Raw genomic sequence first — 25,185 nt, forward strand, 5'->3', positions numbered from 1 at the left:
CGTTATCCGGGGCGCCACCATTCACCGACCCAACCAGTTTGGCGCACGCTTCTCCGCGAACGCTTTTGGCCCCTCGACAAAATCCTCCGAAGCCAGCAGCGCCTTCATCATGGGATAGTCCCATTCCGCTTCCATCCCGTCCTGCACGGATATGGTCAGGCCGCGATGCGTCGCTTCCTTGGTCGCGCGGATCGACATGGGGCTGCACGCCAATATCTCGCCTGCCCAGCGACGGGCCGCGTCCAGCACATCGCCGTCCGTCACCTTCGTCACGAAGCCGAGCGCATGGCCTTCCTGCGCACTCACGCGCCGTCCGGTCAGCAACATGCCCATGGCGCGCTGCAAGCCGATGATGCGCGGCAATCGCTGCATCCCGCCCGCCAATGCGGCAATGCCCACTCGCGGCTCCGGCAGCGCGAACAGCGCGTTCTGCGACGCGACCACTATGTCGCACGCCAGCACGATTTCGAAACCGCCGCCCATCGCCACGCCATTGACGGCCGCGATGACCGGCTTGTTGAGGTCGAACCGGCTGGCCAGACCACCAAAGCCGGTGGGTGGTGTCGCAAAGCCGCCGCCCGATGCCTGCTGCTTCAGGTCATGCCCCGCGCAGAAGGCTTTCGCCCCCGCGCCGGTGATGATCGCGACCCACTGGCTGTCATCGGCCGCATAATCGTTGAACACATCCTGCAATTCCAGCTGCGCCGCCGCATTCAGCGCATTATGCGCTTCGGGACGGTTGATCGTCACGATCGTCAGCGGGCCTTCTCGCGACACATCGACATATTGGTAGGTCATGCGGCCATCTTTCCGGGCTGGCGTTGCAGAAATCCGGCCAGGCGACCGGCGATGATCCGCTCGGCGTCGCCGACGATCTGCGCCAGCAGATCCTGACAGGTCGGAATATCGTGGATCAGCCCCTGAACCTGCCCGGCCCAGACCAGCCCTGCGTCCAGATTGCCCGTCTCCAGCGCCTCGCGCCCCTTGGCCCCGGATACGAAGGGGCGGATATCCTCGAACACCGCCTCGGGCTGCTGGCTGATCGCAACGACCTGATCGGACACGCTGTTCTTCGCGACGCGACCGGTATTGTGGAACCGGCGGAAGATCAGGTTGGTCGCGCGCTCGTCATTGGCGACGATGAATTGCTTGATCGCGTTATGGATCGGCGCTTCGACCGTCGCGCAGAAGCGGGTGCCCATATTGATCCCCTCGGCCCCCAGCGCCAGCGCTGCTGCCAGCCCGCGCCCGTCGCCAAAACCGCCGCTCGCCAGCATCGGTATCTTCACCTTGTCCGCCGCCGCGGGGATCAGGATCAGGCCGGGGATATCGTCCTCGCCCGGATGGCCGGCACATTCGAAACCGTCGATGGAAATGACGTCCACCCCCATCCGCTCCGCCGACAGCGCATGGCGCACGGCGGTGCATTTGTGCAGCACGGTGATGCCATGACCCTTGAAATCCTCGACATGCTCCTGCGGCTTGTGCCCGGCCGTCTCGACGATCCGCACACCGCTATCGACGATCGCCTTGCGATAGTCCGCATAGGGCGGCGGCGTCACCGACGGCAATATGGTCAGGTTCACGCCGAACGGCTTGTCGGTCATGGACCGGCAACGGTCGATTTCCCGGCGCAGATCGTCGGGCGTCGGCTGGGTCAGCGCCGTCAATATGCCAAGCCCCCCGGCATTGGAGACGGCAGCGGCCAGTTCCGCCCGGCCGACCCACATCATGCCGCCCTGCACGATCGGATGCTCGATCCCCAGCAATTGGGTGATGCGTGTGCTGATCGCCATTACAGCGCCTCCACGATGGTCACATTGGCGATGCCGCCGCCCTCGCACACGGTTTGCAGACCGTAACGCTGGCCGCGCGCGCGCAGTTCATGCACCAGCGTCGCCATCAGCTTCGTGCCGGTCGCGCCCAGCGGATGGCCAAGCGCGATCGCCCCGCCATTGACGTTGAGCTTCTCCGGATCGGCGCCCAATGCCTGAAGCCATGCCATCGGCACCGGCGCGAACGCCTCGTTCACTTCATACAGGTCGATGTCGCCGATCGTCAGACCCGCCCGCTCCAGCGCCTTGCGCGTGGCAAAGATCGGCTCCTCCAGCATGATGATCGGGTCGCCGGCCGTCACCGTCATGTTCACAATCCGCGCGATCGGGGTCAGGTTATGGGCCTTCAACGCCCGTTCGTTGACGACCAATATGCCCGACGCGCCGTCGCAAATCTGGCTGGCATTGGCGGCCGATACCACGCCGCCGTCCTTCAGCAGCTTGACCGATCCGATCCCCTCCAGCGTGGCGTCGGCGCGAATGCCTTCATCCGTGACATGCAGGCCGTTTTCGGTTTCCAGCGGCACGATCTGCGATGCGAAGCGCTTGGCCTGCGTCGCGGCGGCGGCGCGCTGGTGGCTTTGCAGCGCGTAGCGATCCAGCGCGTCCCGATCGAAACCATATTTGGCGGCGATCATTTCTGCGCCCTCGAACTGGCTGAACGTCTCGACGCCGAAGCGCTGCTTGATCCGGTCGCTGAACGGCCCCACGCCCACGCCTTCGCGCTGATGATAGCTGATGTTGGAGAACATCGGCACGCGCGTCATGCTCTCCGCACCGGCGGCGATGACAACATCCTGCGTGCCGGACATCACTGCTTGTGCCGCGAATTGCAGCGCCTGTTGCGACGATCCGCACTGGCGGTCGATGGTGACGGCGGGCACGCTCTGCGGCAGGCGCGACGCCAGCACGGCGTTGCGGGCAAAGGCGAAACCCTGCTCGCCCGCCTGCGTCACGCAGCCCAGGATCACATCCTCGATCGCGGCCGGATCGATCCCGCTGCGATCGACCAGCGCGTTTAGCACCTCGCCGCCCATGTCGGCCGGGTGCCAGCCCGCCAGCGCGCCATTGCGGCGTCCGCCGGCGGTTCTGACGGCTTCAACGATATAGGCGTCGGTCATGTCATGCGTCTCCTGAAAAGTCTGGCTTGCGGTGGCCAAGGAAGGCGGCGACGCCCTCGCGACATTCGCCGCTGCCGCCTGCCGCGGCGATGCTGCGTGTCTCGCGCTCCAGCTGCGCTTCGAGCGGGCTGCTGGCGCTTTCCAGCAGCAGCGCCCGCGCGCCCGCGATCGCGCCGGTCGGTCCATCGGCCAGCATCCGGGCGGTCTTCGCCACCTCCGCCGCGAAATCATCGTCGGTCACGGTGCGCGTCACCATGCCGATCGCGGCGGCTTCGTCGGCCGTGACCTTGCGATTGGTCAGGATGATCTCCTGCGCGCGGCGCAACCCGACATGGCGGGGCAACAGCCAGGACATGCCGCCATCGGGCGTCAGGCCGACGCTGCCATAGGCCGCGATGAAATGCGCCGATTGCGCCGCGATCACGACATCGCCCGCTATGGCGAGGCTGAGGCCCGCGCCCGCCGCCGGGCCGTTCACCGCCACCAGCAAAGGCTTGCCCATCCGCAGCAACCGGCTCACCGCCATATGCAGCGTACCGGCCAGCCGGCTGAGAAAAGCCGGCACTTGATCGCCCGCCGCGTCGAAGGCGGATATGTCCCCGCCGCCGCAGAACAGCTTGCCATTGCCGGTCAATATGACGCAGCGAATGGCCGGATCATTGTCGCACAGGATCGCCGCATCCAGCAGCGCATCGGCCAGCGCCTGATTGACGGTATTGCCGGCCGCCGGCCGGTTCAGCGTCAGCGTGGCGATGGAGCCGTCGATCGCGACGGAGACAGGATTGGGCGGGACAGGCGTATCGCTCATGCGCATTTCTCCATGGATTGGCGCGCCAGCGCGGACAGGCGGGGCAGGGCCTTGGCCCGTTCGCGCGCATGGGCGGACGCCGCCGTGCCCCGGATCACACGCCCCTTGATGCCGTGGAAGATCGCCGCCAGCCGGAAATAGTTGAAGGCGATGTAGAAATCCCAATTGGCGATGCCGGTCCTCCCGGTCCGCGCGCAATAGGCCGCGACATAGTCCGCCTCGCTCGGAATATTCAGCGCGCCGATTTCCACGCCGCCCAGCCCCGCCACGATATCGGGCGGCATCTGGTACATCATCGCATGATAGGCGAAATCGGCCAGCGGATGGCCCAGCGTCGACAATTCCCAGTCCAGCACCGCCAGCACACGCGGTTCGGTCGGGTGAAAAATCATATTGTCGCAGCGGAAATCGCCATGGACGATGCTGCTTTCCTCACCCGCCGGAATATTCTCCGGCAACCAGGCGATCAGCGCATCCATGTCCGGATCGCGCCCGGCATCCTGATCCTCCAGATATTGGCGGGACCAGCGGCCGATCTGCCGCGCGAAATAATTTCCCGGCTTGCCATAGTCGCCAAGGCCGATCGCGGCATAATCGATGCCATGCAGCCCGGCGATCGCTGCATTCATCGCATCGAAATAGGCCGGTCGCTCCGCGTTGGAGACGGTCGGGAAGGTCGCGTCCCAGAAGATGCGCCCCTCGACCATGTCCATCACATAGAACCAGCTGCCGATAACGCTTTCGTCGGTGCACAGGCCAAAGACATGCGCCACCGGAAAGCCGACGCCGCCCAGCGCGCTCAGCACCCGCGCCTCGCGATCGACCGCATGCGCGCCTTTCAGCGTGTCACCCGGCGGCTTGCGGCGCAGCACGTAATTGCGGCCCGGCGTCACCAGCTTGTAAGTCGGATTGGACTGTCCGCCCTTGAACTGTTCGACGGTCAGCGGCCCCCGATAGCCTTCGACATGATCCGCCATCCAGCGCGCCAGTGCGGCCTCATCGAAACGATAGGCATCGCGCACCGCCGTGGTGCCGGCATTGGCATCGTCGCCCAAAGCGCTCATGCCACCGCCTCCTGCGCCTTTTTCCAGTCGCGCTTGATCTTCTTGGCCAGGCTCCATTTATGCACCTCGGTCGGGCCGTCATAAATGCGGAAGGCGCGGATTTCCCGGAACACCTGTTCCACGATCGTGTCGCTGGTCAGGCCCGTGCCGCCCATCACCTGCACGCATCGGTCGGCGACCCGCATCAGCGCTTCGGACACCGCAACCTTCGCCATGGAGCTTTCCGCCGTGCCGAGCGATCCGCCATCCAGCACGCCCGCGCACCAATCGATCATCAATTCGGCCTGTTTCAGGTCGATCAGATTGTCCGCCAGCATGAAGCCGACGCCCTCATGATCGATCAGCGTCTTGCCGAACGCCATGCGCCGATTGGCATAATCGCTCGCAATCTCATTGGCACGGATGCACGCGCCCAGCCAGCGCATGCAGTGCGACAGCCGCGCCGGGCTGAGCCGCACCTGCGCATATTGGAAGCCTTCGCCCGCATGGCCCAACATCTGGTCGGCGGGCACGCGCAGATTGTCGATGGTCAGCACGGCGTGGCCGCCCGGCATCGAACTGTCGATCGTGTTGGGAATATGGTCGATACGGATCGCCGGGTCAGGCAGGTCGACCAGGAACATGCAGGCGCCGTCCGCAGACTTCGCCATGACGATGCCGACCCCGGCCCCCTGTGCCCCGGTGATGAACGCCTTGCGCCCGTTGATCACCCAATGATTGCCGTCCTGGACGCAGGTCGTACGCATCATCGACGGGTCGGATCCGGCGCCGCCCTCCATCGCCGGCTCGGTCATGAAGAAGGCCGAACGGGTGCGCCCCTCCACCAGCGGCTTCAGGAAGCGATCCTTGATCTCCGCGCTGCCGACCTTGCCCAGCAGATACATGTTGCCCTCGTCGGGCGCGGCCGTGTTGCAGGCCAGCGGCCCCAGCGGCGACAGGCCGGTCTTTGCCAGCACGACTGCGGTTTCCCGCTGGTTGAGGTGGCTGCCGTCGCTCAGGATATGCGGCGTCAGCACGCCCGCTTCACGCGCCTTCTCCTTCAACTCGTCGATCAGCGCCTCGCTGGGGCAATCATGATGGTCCCTGCGCGGATCCTGCTCATAGGGGGCGACGATATCGCGGACGAAGGCTTCGACCTTCGCGGCGATGGCCGCCGTGCGCTCCGCGCCTGCCCCATTTTGGGTGCCGCTCATCGCGGTGCCATCCGGATCGCGCCGTCCAGCCGGATGACTTCGCCGTTCAGCATCGGATTGGCGACGATCTGCTCGACCATCAGCGCGAACTCGTCCGGCTGGCCGAGGCGCGTGGGGAAGGGCACCTGCTTGCCCAGCGAATCCTGCGCTTCCTGCGGCAATGTCGCGAGCAGGGGCGTCAGGAAGATGCCCGGCGCGATCGTCATGACGCGAATGCCGTAGCGCGCAAATTCGCGCGCGATGGGCAGGGTCATGCCGACGATGCCACCCTTGGACGCGCTATAGGCCGCCTGACCGATCTGTCCGTCATAAGCGGCGACGCTGGCGGTGTTGATGATGACACCGCGCTCCTCGACGCCCACCGTGTCCGCATCGATGATGCGCGCGGCGAATTTGGACAGGACGTTGAAGCTGCCGATCAGGTTGACGGTCAGGATTTTCGAGAAGTCTGCCAGCGGGATCGCCTTGCCGTCGCGGTCGATGACCTTGGCCGGCGGGCCGATGCCGGCGCAGTTGGCCAATATGCGCGCCTTGCCGTTCAGCGCTTCGGCCTGCTCGATCGCCTGTTCGATCGCCGCTTCATCGGTGACGTTGACCGGTACGAAGAGCGCGCCGATCGCCTTGGCATGGGCCTCGCCCATCTGCGCGTTCAGGTCGAAGATCGTGACCTTCGCGCCGGCTTTCGCCAGTCGTGCCGCCGTGGCGCCGCCCAGGCCCGAAGCCCCGCCGGTCACGATCGCGCCCACTCCGTTGATGTCCATCGGCAATCCTCTTCTCGCTTCGGTCGAATCAAGAAACTTGTTCGATCAATATGCACTCACGAGTGTATTGTGCTTCTACGGGTTTCCTGTCAATGGTCGGGCCATGCAGAATTCACCCTTCAGAAATGCGGCACAGAAAGAAGCGGACAGGGCGGCCAAGCGCGACGCCGTGCTGCGCGCGGCCGTGCGGATGTTCAACGAACGCGGTTTTTTCGCGACCTCGCTGGACGATGTGGCGGCCAGCCTCGGCATATCGAAACGCACCATCTACCATTATCTGGCGAACAAGGATCAGGTGCTGCTGGAGTGCATCACCATCGGGCTGGAGCAATTGCTGGCAGCGGCCGACGATGCGCGGGCGGAGCCGGGCAATGGCCGGGACAGGCTGGTGAAATTCCTGCGCCGCTATGTCGAAATCAATATGGACGATTTCGGCATCTGCGTGTCGCGCACCGGGGAGGAAGCGCTCTCGCGCGAAAGCCTGCCGCGCTATCGCGCGCTCAAGAAGAAGATCGACGTCGCCATGCGCCAGATCTTGACCGAGGCGGTGGAGGATGGATCGATCGGCCCGATCGACGTCAAGATGACCGCCTTCACCCTGGCTGGCGCGCTCAACTGGCCGGGCCGCTGGTATGATCCCAAGGGGGCGCTGACGCCCGCGCAAATTTCGGAGGCGATGGTGAAGGTGCTGATGGGCGGGCTGGACCCAAGGCCCAATTGATCCACGGAAATAGGAAAGGGGGCCGGCGATCGCGATCGCCGGCCCCCTTTATTTTTACGCTGCGCTCTTTGCCGATTGCGCCGCAGTGTAGCGATTGTCTGGCACCGGCAGGCCCAGATGCTCTCGGAAGGTCGTGCCTTCATAGTCGGTGCGGAACAGGCCGCGCGCCTGCAGGATCGGGATCACCTTGTCCACGAACAGCTCCAGCTGGCCCGGCAACGGCTCGAACAGGACGAAGCCGTCCGCCGCGCCGCTTTCGAACCAGGCCTGCAACCGGTCGGCCACCGTCTCGGCCGACCCGACAAAATCGCCGCGCGGGGTCGCCAGCCGCTCGGCGATCTGGCGCAGGGTCAGATTTTCCGCCCGCACCTGCGCCAGAATGCGCAATGTACCGCTCTGCTGGCTGTTGAGGCCGATATGCTCGACGTCCGGGAAGGGCGCGTCCAGATCATATTGGCGGAAATCATGGTCGTTGAAGGTGCGCGACAGATTGCCAAGGCCGGTGTCGATCGACTCCAGCGCCGCCAGTTCGCGATAGCGCGCCTCGGCGTCCTCGTCCGTATCGCCCACGATCGGCGCGACGCCCGGCAGGATGAACAACTGGTCGGCATCGCGACCAAAGCCCTTGGCCCGGCCTTTGACGTCGGCATAATAGGCCTGCCCATCCTCCTGCGTGGCGGCATGGGTGAAGATCACCTCCGCCCGCTTGGCGGCAAAGGCGCGGCCGTCATCCGACGCGCCCGCCTGGAAGATGACCGGCTGCCCCTGCGGCGTGCGCTTGATGTTCAGCGGCCCGCGCACCTGGAAGAATTCACCCTTATGATCCAGCCGATGCAGCTTGTCGGGATCGACGAACTGGCCGCTTTCCTTGTCCGCCACATGGGCGTCCTGTTCCCAGCTGTCCCACAACCCCTGCACGACATCCAGATATTCGCCCGCGATGCGATAGCGCACGGCATGGGCGGGATGTTCGGCCTTGCTGAAATTGGCGGCGGTATCGCCCAGCCAGGAGGTGACGACATTCCAACCCGCGCGCCCGCCGCTCAGATGATCGAGCGATGCGAACTGGCGCGCGACGTTGAAGGGTTCGGAATAGCTGACCGTCAGCGTGGCAACCAGGCCGATGCGCGATGTGGTGGCCGCCAGCGCGGACAGGATCGTGATCGGCTCGAACCGGTTGAGATAATGCGGGCTGGATTTCTCGTTGATCGACAGGCTGTCGGCGACGAACAGGAAATCGAACTTGCCGCGCTCTGCGGTCGCAGCCTGCTTCTGATATTGGGCCAGGTTGGTGCTGGCATTGCCGTCGCGATCGGGGTGGCGCCAGTCATTCCAGGTGCGCCCCACGCCATGCAGGATGAAGCCGAGCTTGATATGCCGCTGTTGGGCCATGGAGCGTCCTTTCCAGGAGAAATTGAAAGACGCAAATTAGGCCCCGGCCGGGCAAGGCACCAACGCGGACTGGTCGGTCATTTATGATTTGGATAAATACTAAAGGCCCTCCGCCTCCACCCAATGGGCGCTGGTCAATTCACGGGCCAACGTCCAGACCTGCCGCCTTATGTCCGGCACGGCGACGATTTCCCAATGGGCGCCGCGGGTCATCGGGCCGACGATATGCAACCGCGCCTGCGCGTCGCCATGGGCGGCGATGGCGCGGCACTGGCGATCCACATCGATGCCGATCGCCAAAGGATCGGGCCGGATGTCGCCCCGGTCGAACAGGTTGCGCAGCAACGGATCGGTCACGCGCCGCAGGTCGCCCAGCGGCCCGGTACAATTGACCACGCGCGCCACTTTCAACGTTTCGCTGCCCGTCGCGCCACGCGGCCGCAAACCTACTATCAGCCCGTCGCCATCGATCGTTGCCGTCGCCACCTTCGCGGCCCGCACCTCCAGCCGACCCTGTGCGCGCAACCCGTCCAGCCGTTCCGCCACGCCGGGTGCCACTCGATGGCGATGCACGTCCCAATAAGGACGCATATGGCGCAGGAAGCGGCTGCGTTCGTTCGCACTGGCCGCGCGCCAAATGTCGGGGGTGAAGGGGCGCAGTTCGTCGACGGCATTACGCCAGCCAATCTCGACCGCTCGATCGCGCACCGTGCGCACCAGCGCGGAGGCCGGGCCGACGGGGCGTTCCTGGCGCGCGGCATAGGGCTGGGCGGGGGCATGGGCCTGCGGGGCCAGGCCACGGCGCGACAAGGCGACGATCTTGCCCTTATAGCCCGCACTATCCAGGCTCAGCGCGCAATCCACGGCGGTCAGACCGCTGCCCAGCAGCAGCAGGACGTCGTCCTGCCCGAGGCCCGTGGCGATATCCGCCGCCCAGGGATCGTTGACATAAGCGGGGCGATCAAGCCCGACAAAGGCGGGCAGGTCATGCGGCGGCAGATTGCCCGGCGCGATCACCGCGACGTCCGCTTCCAGCATGTCGCCCGATCGCAGCGCGACAAAGGCGCCATCCTCCCGCACGGTCAGGTCGATCGCTTCATCGGCCAGGATGGCGAACCGCTCGCCCGCCGTTGCCCGCGCTTCGTCCAGCATCGCGCATAGATAAGTGCCATAATCGCGCCGGGTCGCGAAACTGCCCGCCTGACCCAGTCCCTGCGCCGCCAGCCAGTCCACGAAATGGCCAGGCTGGTCGGGCAGCGCGCTCATGTTCGCGGCGCGCACGTTCAGGATATGGTCCGCCTGCGCCGCGCCATAGGCCAGGCCGCGCCCCAGTCGATCGGGCCGCCGCTCCACCAGCGTCACGCGCACATTGCCATGGCGCAGCAGGTTGATCGCCAGCAACACGCCGCTGAACCCGCCGCCTATGATGGCGACATGATCGACCTTCAGCATGGATCAAGCATTTCTAATGGTTCCACCAGCATTGCTTGTGGGACATATCTCTACTGCTAAAATAGATAAAGTCCTATCTGCATTTGAAGGAAGGACGATCATGCCCCTGTTGCGTTCCCTGGCCCCGCGATGGGCGCGCCTGCGCGAAGCGGCACGCCGGGAATTTCTGCGCGATCCGGACGTCGTCCTGTTCGAACGCGCCGGCGGTCCGATCCGTGATGGTGCGCATGGTCGCTGATCGTCTGTCGCGGCGCGCGTTCATCGGCGCGGGTGCGGCCTCCTGCCTGATCCTGGCCGGATGCAGCGCGGGCAAGGATGGCAAGCCGAAATTGCGTATCTCCATCACCGGCAAGGGGGATGGCGATGCGCGGCTGTTGTTCAAGGCAGCGGGCATCGTGCCCGAAGGGTTCGACCTCGCCTATAGCGAATTTCAGTCCGGCCATCTGGTGGTAGAGGCGCTGAACGGCGGTTCGCTCGACTTTGGCGGAATGAGCGAAATTCCGCCCATTTTCGCGGCCGCCTCCACGATCCAGAGCTTTCGCCAGATCGCCGTCACCCATGGCGACGTCAATAATCAGGTCGTGCTGGTGCCTAAGGGATCGAAGGCGAAGGGCATCGCCGACCTCAAGGGCAAGCGTGTCGGATACGTCCGCGCCACCACATCGCAATATTTCCTGATCCGCATGCTGGAGGAGGTCGGCCTCAGCTGGGACGATATCACGCCGGTTGCGATGGGCGTGTCGGACGGCGCGGCCGCCTTCTCGCAGGGTGCGCTCGATGCCTGGGCGATCTACGGCTTCCCGATCCAGCGCGCCATCGCGACGGAGGGCGCGCGCGTGCTCAAGACCGCTTATGGCATATTGTCGGGCAATTATCTGGTGTCCGCCCATGTCGATGCCCTGGCCGATCCGGAAAAGTCGAAACTGATCGGCGATTATCTGGCGCTGCTGCAAAAAGCCTATGGCTGGGCGGTGGCGCATCAGGATGAATGGGCCGCCATCATCGCCAAGGATATCGGTGTACCGCTGGATTATGTGCTCGACCAGTTCAAGCGCAAGAGCGCCAGCTATGAACTGCGCCCTGTCACGGACGAGGCGATCGCCTCGCAGCAACAGGTCGCGGATCTTTTCTATCAGCAGAAGCTGCTGCCAAAAGCGGTCGATGTGCGACCGCTCTGGGACGCGCGCTTCAATGATGCCATTCCCGAGAGAGGCTGAACCATCATGGCCACACAGGCAATTCAGCAAGACGATGCGCAGATCCAGCCGACCGGCCCCCTCAGCGCGGACCAACTGGACCGACTGACCCGGCGTCTCGCCGAAAAAGCGGAACATTACGATCGCAGCGGCGAATTTCCCCGCGCCAGTTTCGATTATCTGGCGAGCGAAGGGCTGATCGGCCTGACCGTGCCGCGTGAACTGGGCGGCCGGGGCGCTGGCCTGGTCGAGGCGATCCGGGTGCTGGGCGCGGTGGCGAAGGGCGACCCGTCGACGGCGCTGATCCTCTTCATGACCTATCATTATCATGCCACGCCGACCCGCGCACGCACCTGGCCGCAGGAAATTTACGAGCGGCTGGCGCGCGATGCCGTGGCGGGCAGGGGCCTGATCGGCGGTCTGCGGGTTGAGCCGGAACTGGGCACGCCGGTGCGCGGCGGCCTGCCCGCGACCATCGCGCGGCGTACCGCCGATGGCTGGGCGCTGACCGGCACGAAAATCTATTCCACCGGCTCGACCGGCCTCGACTGGTTTTCGGTCTGGGCCAAGACGGATGAGGCAGAGCCGCGCGTCGGCAATTTCCTGGTCCGGTCGGACAGCGCGGGTATCGATATCGAACCCGCCTGGGATCATCTGGGCATGCGCGCCACGGTCAGCCATGCGGTGCATTTTACCGATACGCCCACGCCGCTCGACCATGCGGTCGATATCCGCCTGCCTGCGCAATGGGCGACAGGGGCGGGCGATCCGGGCCTTGCCATCTGGAACGCGCTGGCCATCTCGACCATCTATGATGGCGTCGCGCGGGCTGCGCGCGACTGGCTGCGCGCCTATCTCAACGATCGGGTGCCGACCAATCTGGGCGCGTCGCTCGCCACCCTGCCGCGCGTGCAGGAAAAATTCGGCGAGATAGAGGCGCTGTTGCAGGTCAACCGCACGCTCATCCGCGACGCCGCCGCCCGGCATGAAGCCGGCGATCCGCCCAGCGCGATCGAAGTGAACAACATCAAATATCTCGCCACCGCCAATGCGATCCGCGCGGTGGAAATCGGCCTCGAACTCACAGGCAATCCCGGCATCAGCCGGAAGAACCCGCTCGAACGCCATTATCGCGATGTGCTGTGCAGCCGCATCCATTCGCCACAGACCGACACCATATTGATCGCCGCCGGCCGGGCGGCGCTTGGGAACTGACATGTCATTGATCATCGCCAGCCAGCTTGACGCCGATTTCAACCAGGGCCTCAGCCAGCATCCGATTGCGCCCACCCTGATCGACGTGGCGGAGGATGAACCCTGGGCCGCCGCTGCCCAGGCGGATCTGCTGTTGATCCGTCCGTCGCCGTCCTGGCGGCAGCCGTCCATTCAACGTCCTCCCGCCTGGCCGGGCCGGCTGAAATGGGTCTATAGCGCATCGGCCGGGATCGATTTCTATCCGCAATGGCTGCTCGACGCGCCGCTCGTCACCTGCGGCCGCGGCGTCGCGTCGGACGAGATTGCCGACTATGTCATCGCCGCCATCTACGCCCATGCCAAGAATTTGGAGGCGATCACCGCCCGTTCGCGCGCGCAATGGGTAAACGTTCCGCTCGGCCGGGTGTCGGGCACCACGATCGGCATCGTCGGTCTGGGCGCCATCGGTCAGGCGGTGGCGAAACGCGGTCTGGCGCTGGGCGCACAGGTCGTCGGCCTGCGCCGCACGGGTGCGCAATCGGGCATCAGCGGCTTGGAGCATGTCGGCGATATCGACACGCTGGTATCGCGCGCCGACCATATCATCATCGCGGTGCCGGCCACGCCGCAGACGCGCCACCTGTTCAACGCGGAGCTGCTCGCCAAGGTGAAGCCCGGTGCGCATATCATCAACGTCGCGCGCGGATCGGTGATCGATCAGGACGCGCTGATCCAGGCGCTGGACGGGGAGGGCGGACCCGGCTTCGCGACACTGGACGTCACCGATCCCGAACCGCTGCCCGAGGGGCATCCGCTCTACACCCATCCGCGCGTACGCCTGACGCCGCATGTCTCCAGCAACCATACGCTGGTGCGCCATCGCCTGCTGGATAAGGTGCGCGACGATATCTCCCGCTTCGCGCGAGGCGAGGCGCCGAGCGACATCGTCGATCCGGCACGGGGATATTGAGGGCAGTAGAGGAGGCGATCCTCTGATTGATATGTAGCGTTCCCCGGCGCAGGCCGGGGTCCAGTTCAGACGGTGGATCTGGACCCCGGCCTGCGCCGGGGAACGTGAAGCTACAAGTTCACATAACGGCTTGTCGCTATCAGAGCGCCTCGACCGTCTCCCGCGCCAGTTCGGCCAGTCGGTTCGCGGCCTTGTCCAGCTTGTCGCCCGACCGCAGGATCGCGGCCACGCGCGGCAGCGGCGGCAACCGGTCATGCTCCAATGCCTGCGTCTCTTCCAGGAACAGATGCGTGCGGCATGTCACGCCCAATCCCGCGCCCACGGCGGCCTTCAATGTCGCCAGATTGGGCGTCTCCACCGCGATGCGCCATTGCAGCCCGGCATCCTCCAGCGCCCGGATAGCGGCCTCGCGGAAGCGGCACGGCTCTTCCAGCACGGCCAGAGGAATGACCTCCCGATCGACCAGATGCGTGTCGCCATACCAGCTCATCGGCGCGACCGTCACCGCATGCGCATCATTGGGCGCCGCAAAGCCCAGCACGATATCCAGCTCCCGCCGCTCCAGCAGCGCCTGCAACTCTGCCGTCCCGGCCACGCGTGCATAGATTTGCGCATCGGGGTGCAGTTCGGCAAAGCGCGACAGCAGCCCGGACAGCAGCGTGTCGGCGAAATCCTGCACCATGCCGATCCGCGCCGGCCCTGCGAAGCGCCCGGCACTGACCGCGGCAACCGCCTCGTCATGCAGCAGCAGTACGCGCCGCGCATAGTCCAGCAGTACCGTGCCCGCCGCCGTCAGGTTCAGCCGGCGCCCTTCGCGCAGGAACAGCGTCTGCTGCACCAGCTCCTCCAGCCGCTTGATTTGCAGGCTGAGGGCGGATTGCGTCACGAACACCTGTTCCGATGCGTTGAGCATCGACCCGGTGTCGACGATGGCGACGAAGCTGCGCAACAAGTTGGTCGGCAAATTGACCGGCACGATGAACCCCTTGATTTTTCGAAATGGGAGGAACCGATCCGATGCCGGAAACGGAATATGGCTTATCGCCGATGCTTATATATCAATCAAAATAGTAGAGATGTAAAAGCCCGAGGAAAAACTTGGCCAGAACGAGCCATGCCCGGAAAACCGCCTATTCCGGCGACAATGCGCCCCGCAACGGCGGTGAAATGCCACCTATGATCAATGCTGATAGGTCGACCAAGAAAAACTTAATTGAAACGGTAGACAATACATGATGGGCTTGTCCGCAGTTAGATAAAGGGCCGGACATGGCGGTTTTGACGATCAATGATACATCACAGGCGGCGCGGGGCCGGTCGGCATCGACGCGCCGGCCTTTCTCGCTGTCGCGCTTCGGCGGGCGCTGGCTGTCGCCGGTGCTGCTGCTGCTCTTGTGGGAGGCCGGCTCGCGGATCGGCCTGATCCCGGAGCGGACACTGGCGGCGCCGTCCGCTGTGCTGGGCACCCTGCTGGAGATGGTGATTTCCGGCGAACTGCCCTCGAACCTGCTGGTGTCCTTCGCCCGCGTCGCGGTCGGCCTGCTGATCGGCGTTGGTTTGGGCCTTGCGCTCGGCCTGATCGCCGGCCTGTCCCGCTCGGGCGAGCTGGCGGTCGATCCGCTCATGCAGATCAAGCGTACCATTCCCGCGCTGGCGCTGACCCCGCTCTTCATCGTGTGGTTCGGCATCGGCGAAACGCCCAAGGTCGCGCTGATCGCCTTCGGCACCATTTTTCCGGTCTATCTCAACCTCTATAGCGGCATCCGCAGCGTGGACCTGCGCCTGCTCGATGCGGCCAAGAGCTTCGGCCTCAGCCGCTGGGAGCAAATCTGGCACGTCGTCCTGCCCTCGGCCCTGCCACAACTGCTGGTCGGCCTTCGCTACGCCTTGTCGGTGTCGATCCTGGTGCTGGTCGTGGCGGAGCAGATCAATGCCTCGGCCGGCCTTGGCTATCTCATCAACAATGCCCGCGATTTCATGCGGACCGACATCATCGTCGTCTGCCTCATGGTCTACGCCATTCTCGGCCTCGGCGCCGACTGGCTGGTCCGTGCCATCGAAGCCCGCGCCCTGATCTGGCGCCCCAGCATAGTGGAGCAATAAGCATGAACGCTCACCTCGGTTTTTCCACGGTGGACCTTGCGGCTCACCAGTCCCATCCCGAACCCGTCGTTCGCCTGCGCGACTTTACGCGGCGCTTCGGCGCCAACACCATCATCGACGGTCTGGACCTCGACATTGCGCCGGGTGAATTCATCGCCCTGCTGGGTCGCTCCGGGTCCGGCAAGACCACGCTGCTGCGCACCCTGGCTGGCCTCGACGAAGTGCGCGGCCAGGATGTGGAAGTCCCCGACTCCCGCGCTGTCGTGTTTCAGGATGCGCGCCTGTTGCCTTGGAAGCCGGTGTGGAAGAATGTGTCGCTTGGCCTCAAGGGCAATAACGGTCGCGATCGCGCCGAAGCGGCGCTCAAGGAAGTGGGCCTCGGCCATCGCCTGGACGCCTGGCCGCTGACCCTGTCGGGCGGCGAAGCGCAGCGCGTGGCGTTGGCCCGCGCCCTGGTGCGCGAACCCAAGCTGCTGCTGCTGGACGAGCCGTTCGCCGCGCTCGACGCACTCACCCGATACCGTATGCACGACCTCGTCCTCTCGCTCTGGCGCGCGCACAAGCCCGCCGTGCTGATCGTCACCCATGATGTCGAAGAAGCGATCGCGCTGGCCGACCGGGTGCTGGTGCTCGACAAGGGCCGGATCGTCGCCGAGGAACGCATCACCGCTCCGCGTGGCGAGCGCGCCAGCTTCGCCGGCCGCCTGCGTGAAAAGCTGCTGTCCCATCTGGGCGGCGACGACCATGGCGAGGGCGTCGTGCCCTTCGCTATCGCTGCCGAATGAGCGCGCTTACCGCCCTCGACCGGCCGGTGACAGCACCCAACACGAACCGCCTGCGCGGTTTCGTGACCGCCTTCGCCGACCTGCTGGCCGCCACCCGTGACGAGCAGGCGATATTGGAAAGCGGCCGCGCCTTGCTCAGCCGCCTTATCGCCACCGACGACTGGCTGCCTGACGAATTCGCCCAGCCCAATCCCGACCGCTACCAGCAATATCTGCTCCACTGCGACAGTCGGGAACGGTTCAGCGTCGTCAGCTTCGTCTGGGGACCGGGCCAGTCCACGCCGATCCACGACCATAGCGTCTGGGGCCTGATCGGCATGTTGCGCGGGGTGGAGAAGGTGGAAAGCTTCCGCCGCCTGCCCAGCGGCGCGCTGGTCGATGAGGGCGAGGAACTGTTGCACGAAGGGGAGGTGGACGCCGTCTCCCCGCGCATCGGTGACATTCACCGCGTCACCAATGGCCTGACCGACCGGCCCTCCATCAGCATCCATGTCTATGGCGCCAATATCGGCGCGGTCGAGCGCGCGACCTACGCCCTCGACGGCACGCCAAAGACCTTCATTTCGGGTTACGCCAACAGCGTGATCCCCAACCTCTGGGACAGATCGAAACAGTCATGACCATCGACACGCTGGACAAGATTCAGACCGCCACGCCGCAGGATATCCGCCACGCCCTGCTGGTGGGTAGCGAAATCGCCGTCATCGACGTGCGCGAGGAACATGAATTTGCGCAGGGCCACCCGCTCTTCGCCGCGCAGATCCCCTTGCGCCGCATCGATGAGGAAGCCCGCTGGCGCATCCCGCGCCTGGCGACGCCGATCATCGTCTACGACAATGGCGAAGGGTTGGCGCACAAGGCCGCCGTCCGCCTCGAAGCGCTCGGCTATACCGACGTGCGCGAGCTGGATGGTGGTCTGTCGGCATGGCGCGACGCCGGCTATGAACTGTTCGAGGATGTGAACAGCTATAGCAAGGCATTCGGCGAGCTGGTCGAACATCGCCGCCATACGCCCAGCCTCGCCGCCGAAGATGTGCAGGCGCTGATCGATGAAAAGGCCGACATCAAGATCCTCGATGCCCGCCGCTACGACGAATATAATACGATGAGCATCCCGACCGGGACCAGCGTGCCCGGCGCCGAACTGGCGCTGCGTGCCCGCACCATCGCGCCCGATCCCGACACGACGATCATCGTCAACTGCGCCGGCCGCACCCGCTCGATCATCGGCACCCAGTCGCTGGTCAATGCCGGCGTGCCCAACAAGGTGTTTGCGCTGCGCAACGGCACGATCGGCTGGACGCTGGCCGGGCAGCAGCTGGAAACCGGCCAGACCCGTGTCGCGCCGGAAATCGACGATGTCGCTACGCAGGAAGCCCGCAGCCACGCTCGCGACGTCGCCTATCGCGCCGGCGTCAAGCGGATCGGCTGGGCGGAAGTGGAGGCTTTCAAGGCCGACACGGCTCGCACCCTCTACCTCTACGATGTGCGCCAGCCGCGCGAATATGAAAGCGGCCATCTGCCCGGCTTCCGCAATGCGCAGGGCGGTCAGCTTGTGCAGGAAACCGACCATAATGCTTCCGTGCGCGGCGCCCGCATCGTCGTGACCGATCCGACCGGCGTGCGCGCGGACATGACCGCATCCTGGCTGGCGCAGCTGGGCTGGGACGTATCCGTGCTGGACGTCGACTGGTCGGCGGCGACGCTGGAAAGCGGCCCGGACGGCGCACCGTCCCCGCGCGGACCGGAAGGCCGTTACAAGCGCCCCTATGAAGGCACCGACAACAAGGCCGCCGCCATGCAGGCCTATCTCGACTGGGAATATGGCCTCGTCGCCCAGCTGGAGCGCGACGGCACCCACGGCTTCTACGTGATCTAGCTCCCGCTGCCCGTTCGTTTCGAGCGAAGTCGAGAAACAGGAAGCCTTGCGCTTGCCGCTTCTCGACACGCTCGAAGCGAACGGATCGGGGCAATGTCTCGCATCAATTTCAAGGAGAGCAACCATGAGCGTCAAGTTCATCGGCTATATCGGTTTCAACAACGGGTCGGAAACGCAGGCGGCGGTGCGCAGCCGTGCGCTCGACACCGACTATGTCAACGCAGCGGCCAAGGCACAGGAAGAGGGCGGCTTCGACCGCGTCCTCATCCCCTTCGGCTCCAACAGCCCGGAAAGCCAGATCGTCGCGGCCCATGCCGCCGCCATCACCACCAAACTCGGCTTTCTGGTCGCCCATCGTCCCGGCTTCACCCAGCCGACGGTCGCCGCGCGCCAGCTGGCGACGCTGGATCAGCTGTCGGGTGGCCGCGTCGCCGTGCACATCATCACCGGCGGCGCCGATGAGGAAATGGCGCGCGATGGCGACACTAAGTCGGTCAAGGCGGAGCGCTATGCCCGCACCGACGAATATCTGTCGATCCTGCGGCAGGAATGGACGGAGTCCAAACCCTTCGACCATCAGGGCAAGTTCTACGACATCCGTCAGGCGTTCAGCGCGATCAAGCCCGACAATCTGCCGGTCTTCTTCGGCGGATCGTCGGAAGAGGCGATCGACGTCGCCGGCCGCCATGCCGACGTCTATGCGCTGTGGGGCGAAACATTGGAAGCGGTGCAGGACACGGTGCGCGCCGTGCGCAAATCGGCCGCGCGTTATGGCCGCAATCCGGGCTTCTCGCTTTCGCTGCGCCCGGTGATCGCCGATACGGAGGAAGCCGCCTGGAAGCGCGCGGCGGAGATCGAAGAGCAGGTGCGCGAAAACCGCACCGCTGCCGGCCTGCCGATCACCGGCCATCGTCCGCCCAATGTCGGCGCCCTGCGCCTGCTGGAAACCGCCAGCGCCAATCGGCAGGACAAGCGCCTGTGGACCGGCGTTGCGGCCCTGACCGGCGCGGCCGGCAACAGCACCGGCCTGGTCGGCACGCCTGAACAGGTGGCCGACGCCATGCTGGATTATTATGACATCGGCATCGACCATTTCCTGATCCGCGGCTTCGATCCGCTGGGCGATTCCATCCTCTACGGGCAGGAATTGCTGCCCGTCGTGCGCCGCCGGGTTGCAGAGCGCGAGGCGGCCGGCCTCGCACTGGCGGGCTGATCCATGCCTAAGAAAAACGTCGTCATCCTGTCGGCGTCCCTTATCGCGGTGGCGGGCCTCGGCCTTGCCGCCGCGACTTTTAAGGGCGGCGATGACAAGGTCTTGCGGGTCGCCAATCAAAAGGGGCAGGTGAAATCCATGATGATCGCGTCGGGCGTGCTGAACGGCGCGCCCTATACGGTCGAATGGTCGGAGTTTCCGTCGGCCCAGCCTTTGCTGGAGGCGGTCGGCGGCGGCGCGGCGGACTTGGGTCTGGCCGCAGACGCCCCCTTCATCTTCGCCTATCAAAGCGGCAGCCCGGTAAAGGCGATCGGTGTGCAGGCGCCCGCGCAGCAAGCCGGCGAAGCGCTCGCCATCCTGGTCAAGAACGGATCGCCGCTCAAAAGCGCGCAGGATCTGGTCGGCAAGTCGGTGGCGACCACGCGTGGATCGATCGGCCATCATCTACTGCTTCAGGCGTTGGAGCGCGCCCATATCCCGGCCGACAAGGTGCGCGTCACCTTCCTGCCGCCGGGCGACGCAAAGGCCGCCTTCGACAGCGGATCGATCGACGCCTGGGCGATCTGGACGCCCTATACCAATGTCGCGATCAAGGAAGGCGCGCGCGCCATCGTCGATGCGAAGGACTATGGCCTGCCCATCTATATCGACATCGCCCATGCCGACAGCATAGCGCCGAAACGCGCGCTGCTCGCCGACTTCCTGCAACGCGAGGCGAAGGCCGTCGCCTGGGCGCGCGCGCATCCTGACGATTTCGCGCAGGTGCTGGCGAAGGAAACCGGACTCCCGCTCGACATCGCCCGTGCCAGCTTCGACCGCAACAACCGGGTGTCGCAACCGATCGATGCCAAGATCATCGCGCATGAGCAGGATATTACCGCGCGGTTCCGCAACGCCGGGCTGACGGACGGCAAGCGCGACGTCGCCCAGGCCTTCGATTCCAGCTTCGGAAAAGCGGCCCTGAAACAATAAGTTTGAATGGGCAAAGATCATCTAAACTTTAGCGATACTCATGGATCTGGCTCCAAATTCATTTCTCAACTAAAGAAGTAGAAAATACTGAGGCCCCAAGAATTGTTGGGGGAATATGTCCATGAAGAACGCCGCTCTCTATCTCGCCTCGTCGGCGCTCACGGCTGTCGCACTCGCTGTCTCACCGGCGTCGGCACAGTCCGTCAGTTCGCCTGAGGATGCCGCCGCTGCGGACGCGGGGACGATCATCGTCACCGGTGTTCGCGGCGCACCGCGCACCATCGCCGAAAGCCCGGCGCCGATCGACGTGGTCAGCGCGGACAAGCTGCAGGCGACCGGCGCGGCGGAGTTCGGCGAAGCGCTGTCCAAACTGCTGCCCTCGCTCAATTTCGGATCGACCCATGCCGGCGTCTTTTCGGTCGGCCGACCCGTCACCAACCGGGGTCTGGCGCCGGCCTATACGCTGGTGCTGGTGAACGGAAAGCGCCGGCACAACGGCGCCTTCCTCAACAATTCTACCACCGACACGTCGGGCGCCAACCCGGTCGATGTCGATATGATCGCGACCAGCGGCATCGACCGGATCGAAGTGCTGAAAGACAGCGCCGCCGCCCAATATGGCACCGATGCGATCGCCGGCGTCATCAATATCCAGCTGGCGCAGAAGGAAGGGCTGAGCGGCGATTTCACCTATGGCACGCTCTATTCGGCCAATGGCAAGCCCGACAGCTGGAAGGGCACGATCCGCTACGGCACGAAGATCGGCGACGATGGCGGCTTCCTGACCGTTAGCGGCGACATTCGGAAACGGGGCGGCGCCTGGTGGAATCTGGCCGCGACCGACACCAACCTTTACGGCCTTCCATCGGGCCGCACGATCGACCAAGTCGTGGCCTCCAGCGGCCTGACCCGCGCGCAGGTGGAGGCGAACATCGCCGACGCCAATGCCCGCAACGCCGCCTGGAACCGCGACGGCGCCCATAATGGCGACCCGCAGATCAAGGCGTTCAACCTGGGCTATAACGCCCAGCTGCCGGTGACGGACAATGCCACCCTCTACAGTTTCGGCACCTATGGCGAGCGTGACGCCCAGATCGGCAACAATTTCCGCCGCCCCAACAGCACCGCCAATTTCACCGCGCTTTTCCCGAATGGCTATTATCCGCTCAACAATATCGACGAGACGGATTTCCAGTTCGTCGGCGGCCTGAAAGGCACGCTGATCGGCTGGGACTATGATATTTCCACCTCGTTCGGCCGCAACGCCAGCCGGCAATTTTCCAAGCTCTCCATCCGCCCGTCGCTCGGCCCGGACAGCCCGACCACTTGGCCCAATCTGGCCAATTTCGAATTCCGCCAGTGGACCCACAATGTCGATCTGCATCGCGAATATGACATCGGTTTCGCCAAGCCTTTGCAGGTGTCGATCGGCGGCGAATATCGCCTCGACCGTTTCCGCACCTTCGCCGGCGATCCGCTGGCCTATCAGCCGGCAACCTACACGTTCCAGCCGGGCGACCAGCAATATGACTGGAATGTCGGCCGTGTCGCCTCCCCGGTGGTGCAGGGCGCGATCGTCCTGTCGCCCGCCGACGAAGCCGACATCAGCCGCAAAGTCTATGCCGGCTATATCGACCTTGGCCTTTATCCGACCGACGCCTGGTATATCGGCGCGGCGTTGCGGGCCGAACATTATAGCGACGGCTCCGGCAGCCCGATCGGCCTGAAGCTCAACAGCCGCTATGAAATCTCCCCGGCGCTCGCCGTTCGCGGCACCGTGGGCACCGGCTTCCGCGCGCCGTCGCTGACGCAGATCGGCTATGCCCAGACGGACGGGCGCACCTCCTCCTTCTTCAACGCGGCGACCGGCCAGACCGAACTGCGCCCGACCGTCGCAAAGCTGGTGACGGCGGACAGCAATGTCGGCCAGTTGCTCGGCGCCAAGCCGCTCAAGGCGGAAAAGACCTGGAATGCGGGCCTTGGCATCGTCTTCACGCCCTTGCCTGCGCTCTCGATCACGCTCGATGGCTATTATATCAAGATCAAGGATCGGATCGAGCGCACCGGCCGCCTGTTCGGCACCGGCATTTCCGCGATCCTGGCCGCCAACGGCCTGTCCGATGTGGAGCAGGCGGAATATTTCATCAACGCCGCCGATACGGAAACGAAGGGCTTCGACCTCGTCGCCGACTATTCGACCGGCCTGGGCGATTTCGGCAAGCTCGGCCTCACCTTCGCCTTCAACTATAGCAAGACCAAGGTGACGGACATCGTCGCCACCCCGGCGCAGTTGTTCGCGGCCAATGGCACGTCCTTGCTGGGTGCCGGCTCGGTCTTCTTCGGCGGCGACAAGATCGGCGAGCTGGAAGTGCTTCAGCCGCACACGAAGCTGGTCAGTACGCTGAACTGGAGCAAGGGCATTTTCGGCTTCAGCCTGACCAACACCCGCTACGGCAAATATACGCAGCGCACCGCGGCGGGCGACGACCGCTATTTCGGCGCAAAGATCATCACCGACGCCAGCATCAGCGCGAAGGTGACGGACTTCGCCACCCTCTCGGTCGGCGCCACCAACCTGTTCGACGTCCGCCCCGAAACCAACGGGCCGGGCAATCCCCAGACGGGGCAGGGCTATTATGGCCCATCGCCCTTCAACCCAGCGGGTGGCTATTATTATGGGCGGATCGCTCTTGCTTTCTGATCGACGCACGTTCCTCGCCGGCGCCGCGGCGCTCGGCCTTGCCGCCTGCGGTGGGGCCGGGAAGGGCGCACGGACGAAGCTGGTCCTGGGCGATCAGGTCCACCTCCTCCAGTCGAAGGCGGAGGCGGCGGGTACGCTCAAGGATCTGGCTTACGACATCGAATGGGCCAATTTCGTCGGTGCCGCGCCCTTGCTGGAGGCGCTCAATGCCGGGGCGGTCGATACCGCGCCGGCGGGCGACCTGCCGGTGGTGCTGGCGGCGGCGGCCGGCGCCCCGCTCAAGATCGTCGCCGCTTCGGTGTCCTCCACTCGCGACATCGCCATCATCGTGCCGCCCGGTTCGCCGATCCGCACTGTCGCTGATCTGGCCGGCCACCGCGTGATCGTGTCCAGCGCGCGGGGCAGCATCTCCCATTATCTCCTGCTCGAAGCGCTCAAGGAGGCGAAGGTCGATCGCAAGGCGGTCGATATCGGCTTCATGCTGCCCAATGACGCCGCTGCCGCCTTCGCCGCCGGACGGATCGAGGTCTGGGCGACCTTCGGCACCTATCAACTGGCGGCGGAGCAGCGCGGCGCGCGGGTGCTGCGCGACGGGCAGGGGATCAACACCGGCCTGCTCCTGATCGCCGCGTCGCAGGCGGCGCTGGACGACACTGCCAAGCGGGAGGCGCTGACGAACATGCTCGGCCGCTTCCGCGCGGCCGGCCAATGGGCGCAATCGCATAGCGAAGCCTATGCCGGCGTCTTTGCCAAGGCGACGGGCGTGGACCCGAAGCTGGCGAAGCTGATCGTGGATCGACAAAGTTCGGTTCTGGTCGCGCCCGACGCGGCCGTCATCACGCCGCTGCAACGCGTGGTCGATCGATTCCATGCCGATGGCGAATTGCCCGTCCATGTCGACGTCGCAAGGATCGTCGATGCCAGCGTCTTCCCGGCATGAGCCACGCTCGTCCATCCATCAGACATTCTCATTGGGCGGCTCCCTGCCGCCTGCCTACATTTGCCCATAAAGGAGCATCCCCATGGCCACAGTCCTGAAAGACGATCGTTTTCGTGCACCCGGCATCAGCGAAGCGGAATGGAAGGTCCGTGTTGATCTCGCCGCTTTCTATCGCCTGTCCGCCCTCTATGGCTGGGACGATTTTCTCTATACCCATATCTCGGCGCGAGTACCGGGTCCGGATCATCATTTCCTGATCAACCCGTTTGGCCTGATGTTCGATGAAATCACCGCGTCCAGCCTGGTGAAGGTCGATCTCGACGGCAATGTCATCGGGGACAGCGACTATGGCATCAACTATGCCGGCTATGTGATCCATTCGGCGATCCACGCCGCGCGCGACGATGCCCATTATATCGCCCATTTCCACAGCGCCGACGGCATGGCCGTATCCGCCCATGCCGAAGGGCTGCTGCCGCTCAACCAGCGCGCGCTCGCCCTCATCCCGCGCATTTCCTATCATGATTATGAAGGCGTGGCGCTCAACCTGGACGAGCGGGAACGCATCGTCGCAGACCTCGGCGATACCAAGGTGATGCTGCTGCGCAATCACGGCACGCTGGCGCTGGGCGCTTCGCCCGGTGAAGCGTTCAGCGGCATTTATCATCTGGAGGAAGCCTGCAAGGCGCAGGTCCGCACGCTCTCCATCGGTCGCGACAATGTGTTGATCGCACCTGAAGCCGCGCAGGAAGAAGTGCGCCGCCAGATCAGCCGCGAACGCAAGCCGGTCGAAGGGGGCAAATCGCATCACGACCTGGTCTGGGAAGCTGCGTTGCGCAAGGCGGGCCGCCATTCGCCCGGCTTCGACGCGTAAGGACAGGGTAG

Annotated in this window: 24 protein-coding genes; 14 read left to right on the forward strand and 10 right to left on the reverse strand. The window is 64.9% G+C overall.

The window, feature by feature from the left end; translation table 11 throughout:
* Window positions 1–21: 21 nt before the first annotated feature.
* From F4U94_RS06975 to F4U94_RS07005, 7 genes are read right to left on the reverse strand one after another with little or no spacing between them, the layout of a single operon-like run.
* On the reverse strand, window positions 22–798 hold the full coding sequence (locus F4U94_RS06975) for an enoyl-CoA hydratase-related protein (protein WP_120250303.1): 777 nt from the start codon (window positions 796–798) through the stop codon (window positions 22–24).
* Complete coding sequence (locus F4U94_RS06980; protein WP_120250302.1) at window positions 795–1,796, reverse strand: NAD(P)H-dependent flavin oxidoreductase; 1,002 nt, start codon at window positions 1,794–1,796, stop codon at window positions 795–797. Before F4U94_RS06980 ends, F4U94_RS06975 begins: the two co-directional genes overlap by 4 nt.
* A complete protein-coding gene (locus F4U94_RS06985) occupies window positions 1,796–2,956 on the reverse strand; it encodes an acetyl-CoA C-acetyltransferase (protein WP_120250301.1) in 1,161 nt (386 codons plus the stop codon). The genes F4U94_RS06980 and F4U94_RS06985 overlap by 1 nt, the downstream gene beginning before the upstream one ends.
* Window position 2,957: 1 nt before the next feature.
* Entirely contained in the window at window positions 2,958–3,764 is an 807-nt protein-coding gene (locus F4U94_RS06990; protein ID WP_120250300.1) for an enoyl-CoA hydratase/isomerase family protein, read from the reverse strand.
* Entirely contained in the window at window positions 3,761–4,828 is a 1,068-nt protein-coding gene (locus F4U94_RS06995; protein WP_120252077.1) for a phosphotransferase, read from the reverse strand. The genes F4U94_RS06990 and F4U94_RS06995 overlap by 4 nt, the downstream gene beginning before the upstream one ends.
* Complete coding sequence (locus F4U94_RS07000; RefSeq protein ID WP_120250299.1) at window positions 4,825–6,021, reverse strand: acyl-CoA dehydrogenase family protein; 1,197 nt, start codon at window positions 6,019–6,021, stop codon at window positions 4,825–4,827. Before F4U94_RS07000 ends, F4U94_RS06995 begins: the two co-directional genes overlap by 4 nt.
* Window positions 6,018–6,782: an SDR family NAD(P)-dependent oxidoreductase gene (locus F4U94_RS07005; RefSeq protein ID WP_120250298.1), complete on the reverse strand. Its 765-nt coding sequence runs from the start codon at window positions 6,780–6,782 to the stop codon at window positions 6,018–6,020. The genes F4U94_RS07000 and F4U94_RS07005 overlap by 4 nt, the downstream gene beginning before the upstream one ends.
* A 103-nt stretch (window positions 6,783–6,885) precedes the next feature.
* On the opposite strand from F4U94_RS07005, the gene F4U94_RS07010 reads away from it, so the two are divergent.
* Entirely contained in the window at window positions 6,886–7,503 is a 618-nt protein-coding gene (locus F4U94_RS07010; RefSeq protein ID WP_120250297.1) for a TetR/AcrR family transcriptional regulator, read from the forward strand.
* A 54-nt stretch (window positions 7,504–7,557) separates the two neighbouring features.
* Here the strand turns inward: F4U94_RS07010 and F4U94_RS07015 are convergent, their stop codons facing one another.
* Both F4U94_RS07015 and F4U94_RS07020 read right to left on the reverse strand, forming a co-directional pair.
* On the reverse strand, window positions 7,558–8,895 hold the full coding sequence (locus F4U94_RS07015) for an LLM class flavin-dependent oxidoreductase (protein WP_120250296.1): 1,338 nt from the start codon (window positions 8,893–8,895) through the stop codon (window positions 7,558–7,560).
* A gap of 99 nt (window positions 8,896–8,994) precedes the next feature.
* The gene (locus F4U94_RS07020) at window positions 8,995–10,347 is read right to left on the reverse strand and encodes an FAD/NAD(P)-binding protein (RefSeq protein WP_120250295.1); all 1,353 of its coding nucleotides are present in this window, start codon (window positions 10,345–10,347) and stop codon (window positions 8,995–8,997) included.
* A gap of 100 nt (window positions 10,348–10,447) precedes the next feature.
* On the opposite strand from F4U94_RS07020, the gene F4U94_RS24325 reads away from it, so the two are divergent.
* The 4 genes from F4U94_RS24325 to F4U94_RS07035 are packed head-to-tail and all read left to right on the forward strand — an operon-like array spanning window position 10,448 to window position 13,707.
* On the forward strand, window positions 10,448–10,585 hold the full coding sequence (locus F4U94_RS24325; protein ID WP_170267481.1) for a hypothetical protein: 138 nt from the start codon (window positions 10,448–10,450) through the stop codon (window positions 10,583–10,585).
* Window positions 10,575–11,564, forward strand: a complete 990-nt coding sequence (locus F4U94_RS07025; protein ID WP_120252076.1) for an ABC transporter substrate-binding protein — start codon at window positions 10,575–10,577, stop codon at window positions 11,562–11,564. Before F4U94_RS24325 ends, F4U94_RS07025 begins: the two co-directional genes overlap by 11 nt.
* Window positions 11,565–11,570: 6 nt before the next feature.
* On the forward strand, window positions 11,571–12,758 hold the full coding sequence (locus F4U94_RS07030; RefSeq protein ID WP_120250294.1) for an acyl-CoA dehydrogenase family protein: 1,188 nt from the start codon (window positions 11,571–11,573) through the stop codon (window positions 12,756–12,758).
* A 1-nt stretch (window position 12,759) separates the two neighbouring features.
* The gene (locus F4U94_RS07035) at window positions 12,760–13,707 is read left to right on the forward strand and encodes a D-isomer specific 2-hydroxyacid dehydrogenase family protein (RefSeq protein WP_120250293.1); all 948 of its coding nucleotides are present in this window, start codon (window positions 12,760–12,762) and stop codon (window positions 13,705–13,707) included.
* A gap of 139 nt (window positions 13,708–13,846) precedes the next feature.
* On the opposite strand, the gene F4U94_RS07040 is transcribed toward F4U94_RS07035, so the two are convergent.
* Window positions 13,847–14,683 carry a LysR substrate-binding domain-containing protein gene (locus F4U94_RS07040; protein ID WP_120250292.1) on the reverse strand — a complete coding sequence of 279 codons (837 nt, stop codon included), beginning with the start codon at window positions 14,681–14,683 and terminating at the stop codon, window positions 13,847–13,849.
* 401 nt (window positions 14,684–15,084) lie between these two features.
* On the opposite strand from F4U94_RS07040, the gene F4U94_RS07045 reads away from it, so the two are divergent.
* From F4U94_RS07045 to F4U94_RS07085, 9 genes are all read left to right on the forward strand, one after another.
* Entirely contained in the window at window positions 15,085–15,810 is a 726-nt protein-coding gene (locus F4U94_RS07045) for an ABC transporter permease (protein WP_197716448.1), read from the forward strand.
* Between the two features lie 2 nt (window positions 15,811–15,812).
* Window positions 15,813–16,595 (forward strand): ABC transporter ATP-binding protein, encoded by a 783-nt coding sequence (locus F4U94_RS07050; protein WP_120250290.1) that lies wholly within the window; start codon window positions 15,813–15,815, stop codon window positions 16,593–16,595.
* Window positions 16,592–17,215, forward strand: a complete 624-nt coding sequence (locus F4U94_RS07055; RefSeq protein ID WP_120250289.1) for a cysteine dioxygenase family protein — start codon at window positions 16,592–16,594, stop codon at window positions 17,213–17,215. Before F4U94_RS07050 ends, F4U94_RS07055 begins: the two co-directional genes overlap by 4 nt.
* Window positions 17,212–18,474 carry a rhodanese-like domain-containing protein gene (locus F4U94_RS07060; RefSeq protein WP_120250288.1) on the forward strand — a complete coding sequence of 421 codons (1,263 nt, stop codon included), beginning with the start codon at window positions 17,212–17,214 and terminating at the stop codon, window positions 18,472–18,474. Before F4U94_RS07055 ends, F4U94_RS07060 begins: the two co-directional genes overlap by 4 nt.
* A gap of 124 nt (window positions 18,475–18,598) precedes the next feature.
* Complete coding sequence (locus tag F4U94_RS07065) at window positions 18,599–19,687, forward strand: LLM class flavin-dependent oxidoreductase (protein WP_120250287.1); 1,089 nt, start codon at window positions 18,599–18,601, stop codon at window positions 19,685–19,687.
* 3 nt (window positions 19,688–19,690) lie between these two features.
* Window positions 19,691–20,659: an ABC transporter substrate-binding protein gene (locus F4U94_RS07070; RefSeq protein WP_120250286.1), complete on the forward strand. Its 969-nt coding sequence runs from the start codon at window positions 19,691–19,693 to the stop codon at window positions 20,657–20,659.
* A 121-nt stretch (window positions 20,660–20,780) separates the two neighbouring features.
* Complete coding sequence (locus F4U94_RS07075; RefSeq protein ID WP_170271916.1) at window positions 20,781–23,360, forward strand: TonB-dependent receptor plug domain-containing protein; 2,580 nt, start codon at window positions 20,781–20,783, stop codon at window positions 23,358–23,360.
* On the forward strand, window positions 23,350–24,300 hold the full coding sequence (locus F4U94_RS07080; protein ID WP_197716438.1) for an ABC transporter substrate-binding protein: 951 nt from the start codon (window positions 23,350–23,352) through the stop codon (window positions 24,298–24,300). Before F4U94_RS07075 ends, F4U94_RS07080 begins: the two co-directional genes overlap by 11 nt.
* Before the next feature lie 82 nt (window positions 24,301–24,382).
* Window positions 24,383–25,174 (forward strand): class II aldolase/adducin family protein, encoded by a 792-nt coding sequence (locus tag F4U94_RS07085; RefSeq protein WP_120250283.1) that lies wholly within the window; start codon window positions 24,383–24,385, stop codon window positions 25,172–25,174.
* Window positions 25,175–25,185 lie beyond the last annotated feature (11 nt).

Origin of the sequence: Sphingobium limneticum (genome assembly GCF_008710155.1) — a bacterium.
GTDB lineage: Bacteria > Pseudomonadota > Alphaproteobacteria > Sphingomonadales > Sphingomonadaceae > Sphingobium > Sphingobium limneticum.

Bases quoted from the DNA above. Each gene is read 5' to 3' on its own strand.
- F4U94_RS06975 (WP_120250303.1), bottom strand. From the start codon at position 798: ATGACCTACCAATATGTCGATGTGTCGCGAGAAGGCCCGCTGACGATC.
- F4U94_RS06980 (WP_120250302.1), bottom strand. From the start codon at position 1,796: ATGGCGATCAGCACACGCATCACCCAATTGCTGGGGATCGAGCATCCG.
- F4U94_RS06985 (WP_120250301.1), bottom strand. From the start codon at position 2,956: ATGACCGACGCCTATATCGTTGAAGCCGTCAGAACCGCCGGCGGACGC.
- F4U94_RS06990 (WP_120250300.1), bottom strand. From the start codon at position 3,764: ATGAGCGATACGCCTGTCCCGCCCAATCCTGTCTCCGTCGCGATCGAC.
- F4U94_RS06995 (WP_120252077.1), bottom strand. From the start codon at position 4,828: ATGAGCGCTTTGGGCGACGATGCCAATGCCGGCACCACGGCGGTGCGC.
- F4U94_RS07000 (WP_120250299.1), bottom strand. From the start codon at position 6,021: ATGAGCGGCACCCAAAATGGGGCAGGCGCGGAGCGCACGGCGGCCATC.
- F4U94_RS07005 (WP_120250298.1), bottom strand. From the start codon at position 6,782: ATGGACATCAACGGAGTGGGCGCGATCGTGACCGGCGGGGCTTCGGGC.
- F4U94_RS07010 (WP_120250297.1), top strand. From the start codon at position 6,886: ATGCAGAATTCACCCTTCAGAAATGCGGCACAGAAAGAAGCGGACAGG.
- F4U94_RS07015 (WP_120250296.1), bottom strand. From the start codon at position 8,895: ATGGCCCAACAGCGGCATATCAAGCTCGGCTTCATCCTGCATGGCGTG.
- F4U94_RS07020 (WP_120250295.1), bottom strand. From the start codon at position 10,347: ATGCTGAAGGTCGATCATGTCGCCATCATAGGCGGCGGGTTCAGCGGC.
- F4U94_RS24325 (WP_170267481.1), top strand. From the start codon at position 10,448: ATGCCCCTGTTGCGTTCCCTGGCCCCGCGATGGGCGCGCCTGCGCGAA.
- F4U94_RS07025 (WP_120252076.1), top strand. From the start codon at position 10,575: ATGGTCGCTGATCGTCTGTCGCGGCGCGCGTTCATCGGCGCGGGTGCG.
- F4U94_RS07030 (WP_120250294.1), top strand. From the start codon at position 11,571: ATGGCCACACAGGCAATTCAGCAAGACGATGCGCAGATCCAGCCGACC.
- F4U94_RS07035 (WP_120250293.1), top strand. From the start codon at position 12,760: ATGTCATTGATCATCGCCAGCCAGCTTGACGCCGATTTCAACCAGGGC.
- F4U94_RS07050 (WP_120250290.1), top strand. From the start codon at position 15,813: ATGAACGCTCACCTCGGTTTTTCCACGGTGGACCTTGCGGCTCACCAG.
- F4U94_RS07055 (WP_120250289.1), top strand. From the start codon at position 16,592: ATGAGCGCGCTTACCGCCCTCGACCGGCCGGTGACAGCACCCAACACG.
- F4U94_RS07060 (WP_120250288.1), top strand. From the start codon at position 17,212: ATGACCATCGACACGCTGGACAAGATTCAGACCGCCACGCCGCAGGAT.
- F4U94_RS07065 (WP_120250287.1), top strand. From the start codon at position 18,599: ATGAGCGTCAAGTTCATCGGCTATATCGGTTTCAACAACGGGTCGGAA.
- F4U94_RS07070 (WP_120250286.1), top strand. From the start codon at position 19,691: ATGCCTAAGAAAAACGTCGTCATCCTGTCGGCGTCCCTTATCGCGGTG.
- F4U94_RS07075 (WP_170271916.1), top strand. From the start codon at position 20,781: ATGAAGAACGCCGCTCTCTATCTCGCCTCGTCGGCGCTCACGGCTGTC.
- F4U94_RS07085 (WP_120250283.1), top strand. From the start codon at position 24,383: ATGGCCACAGTCCTGAAAGACGATCGTTTTCGTGCACCCGGCATCAGC.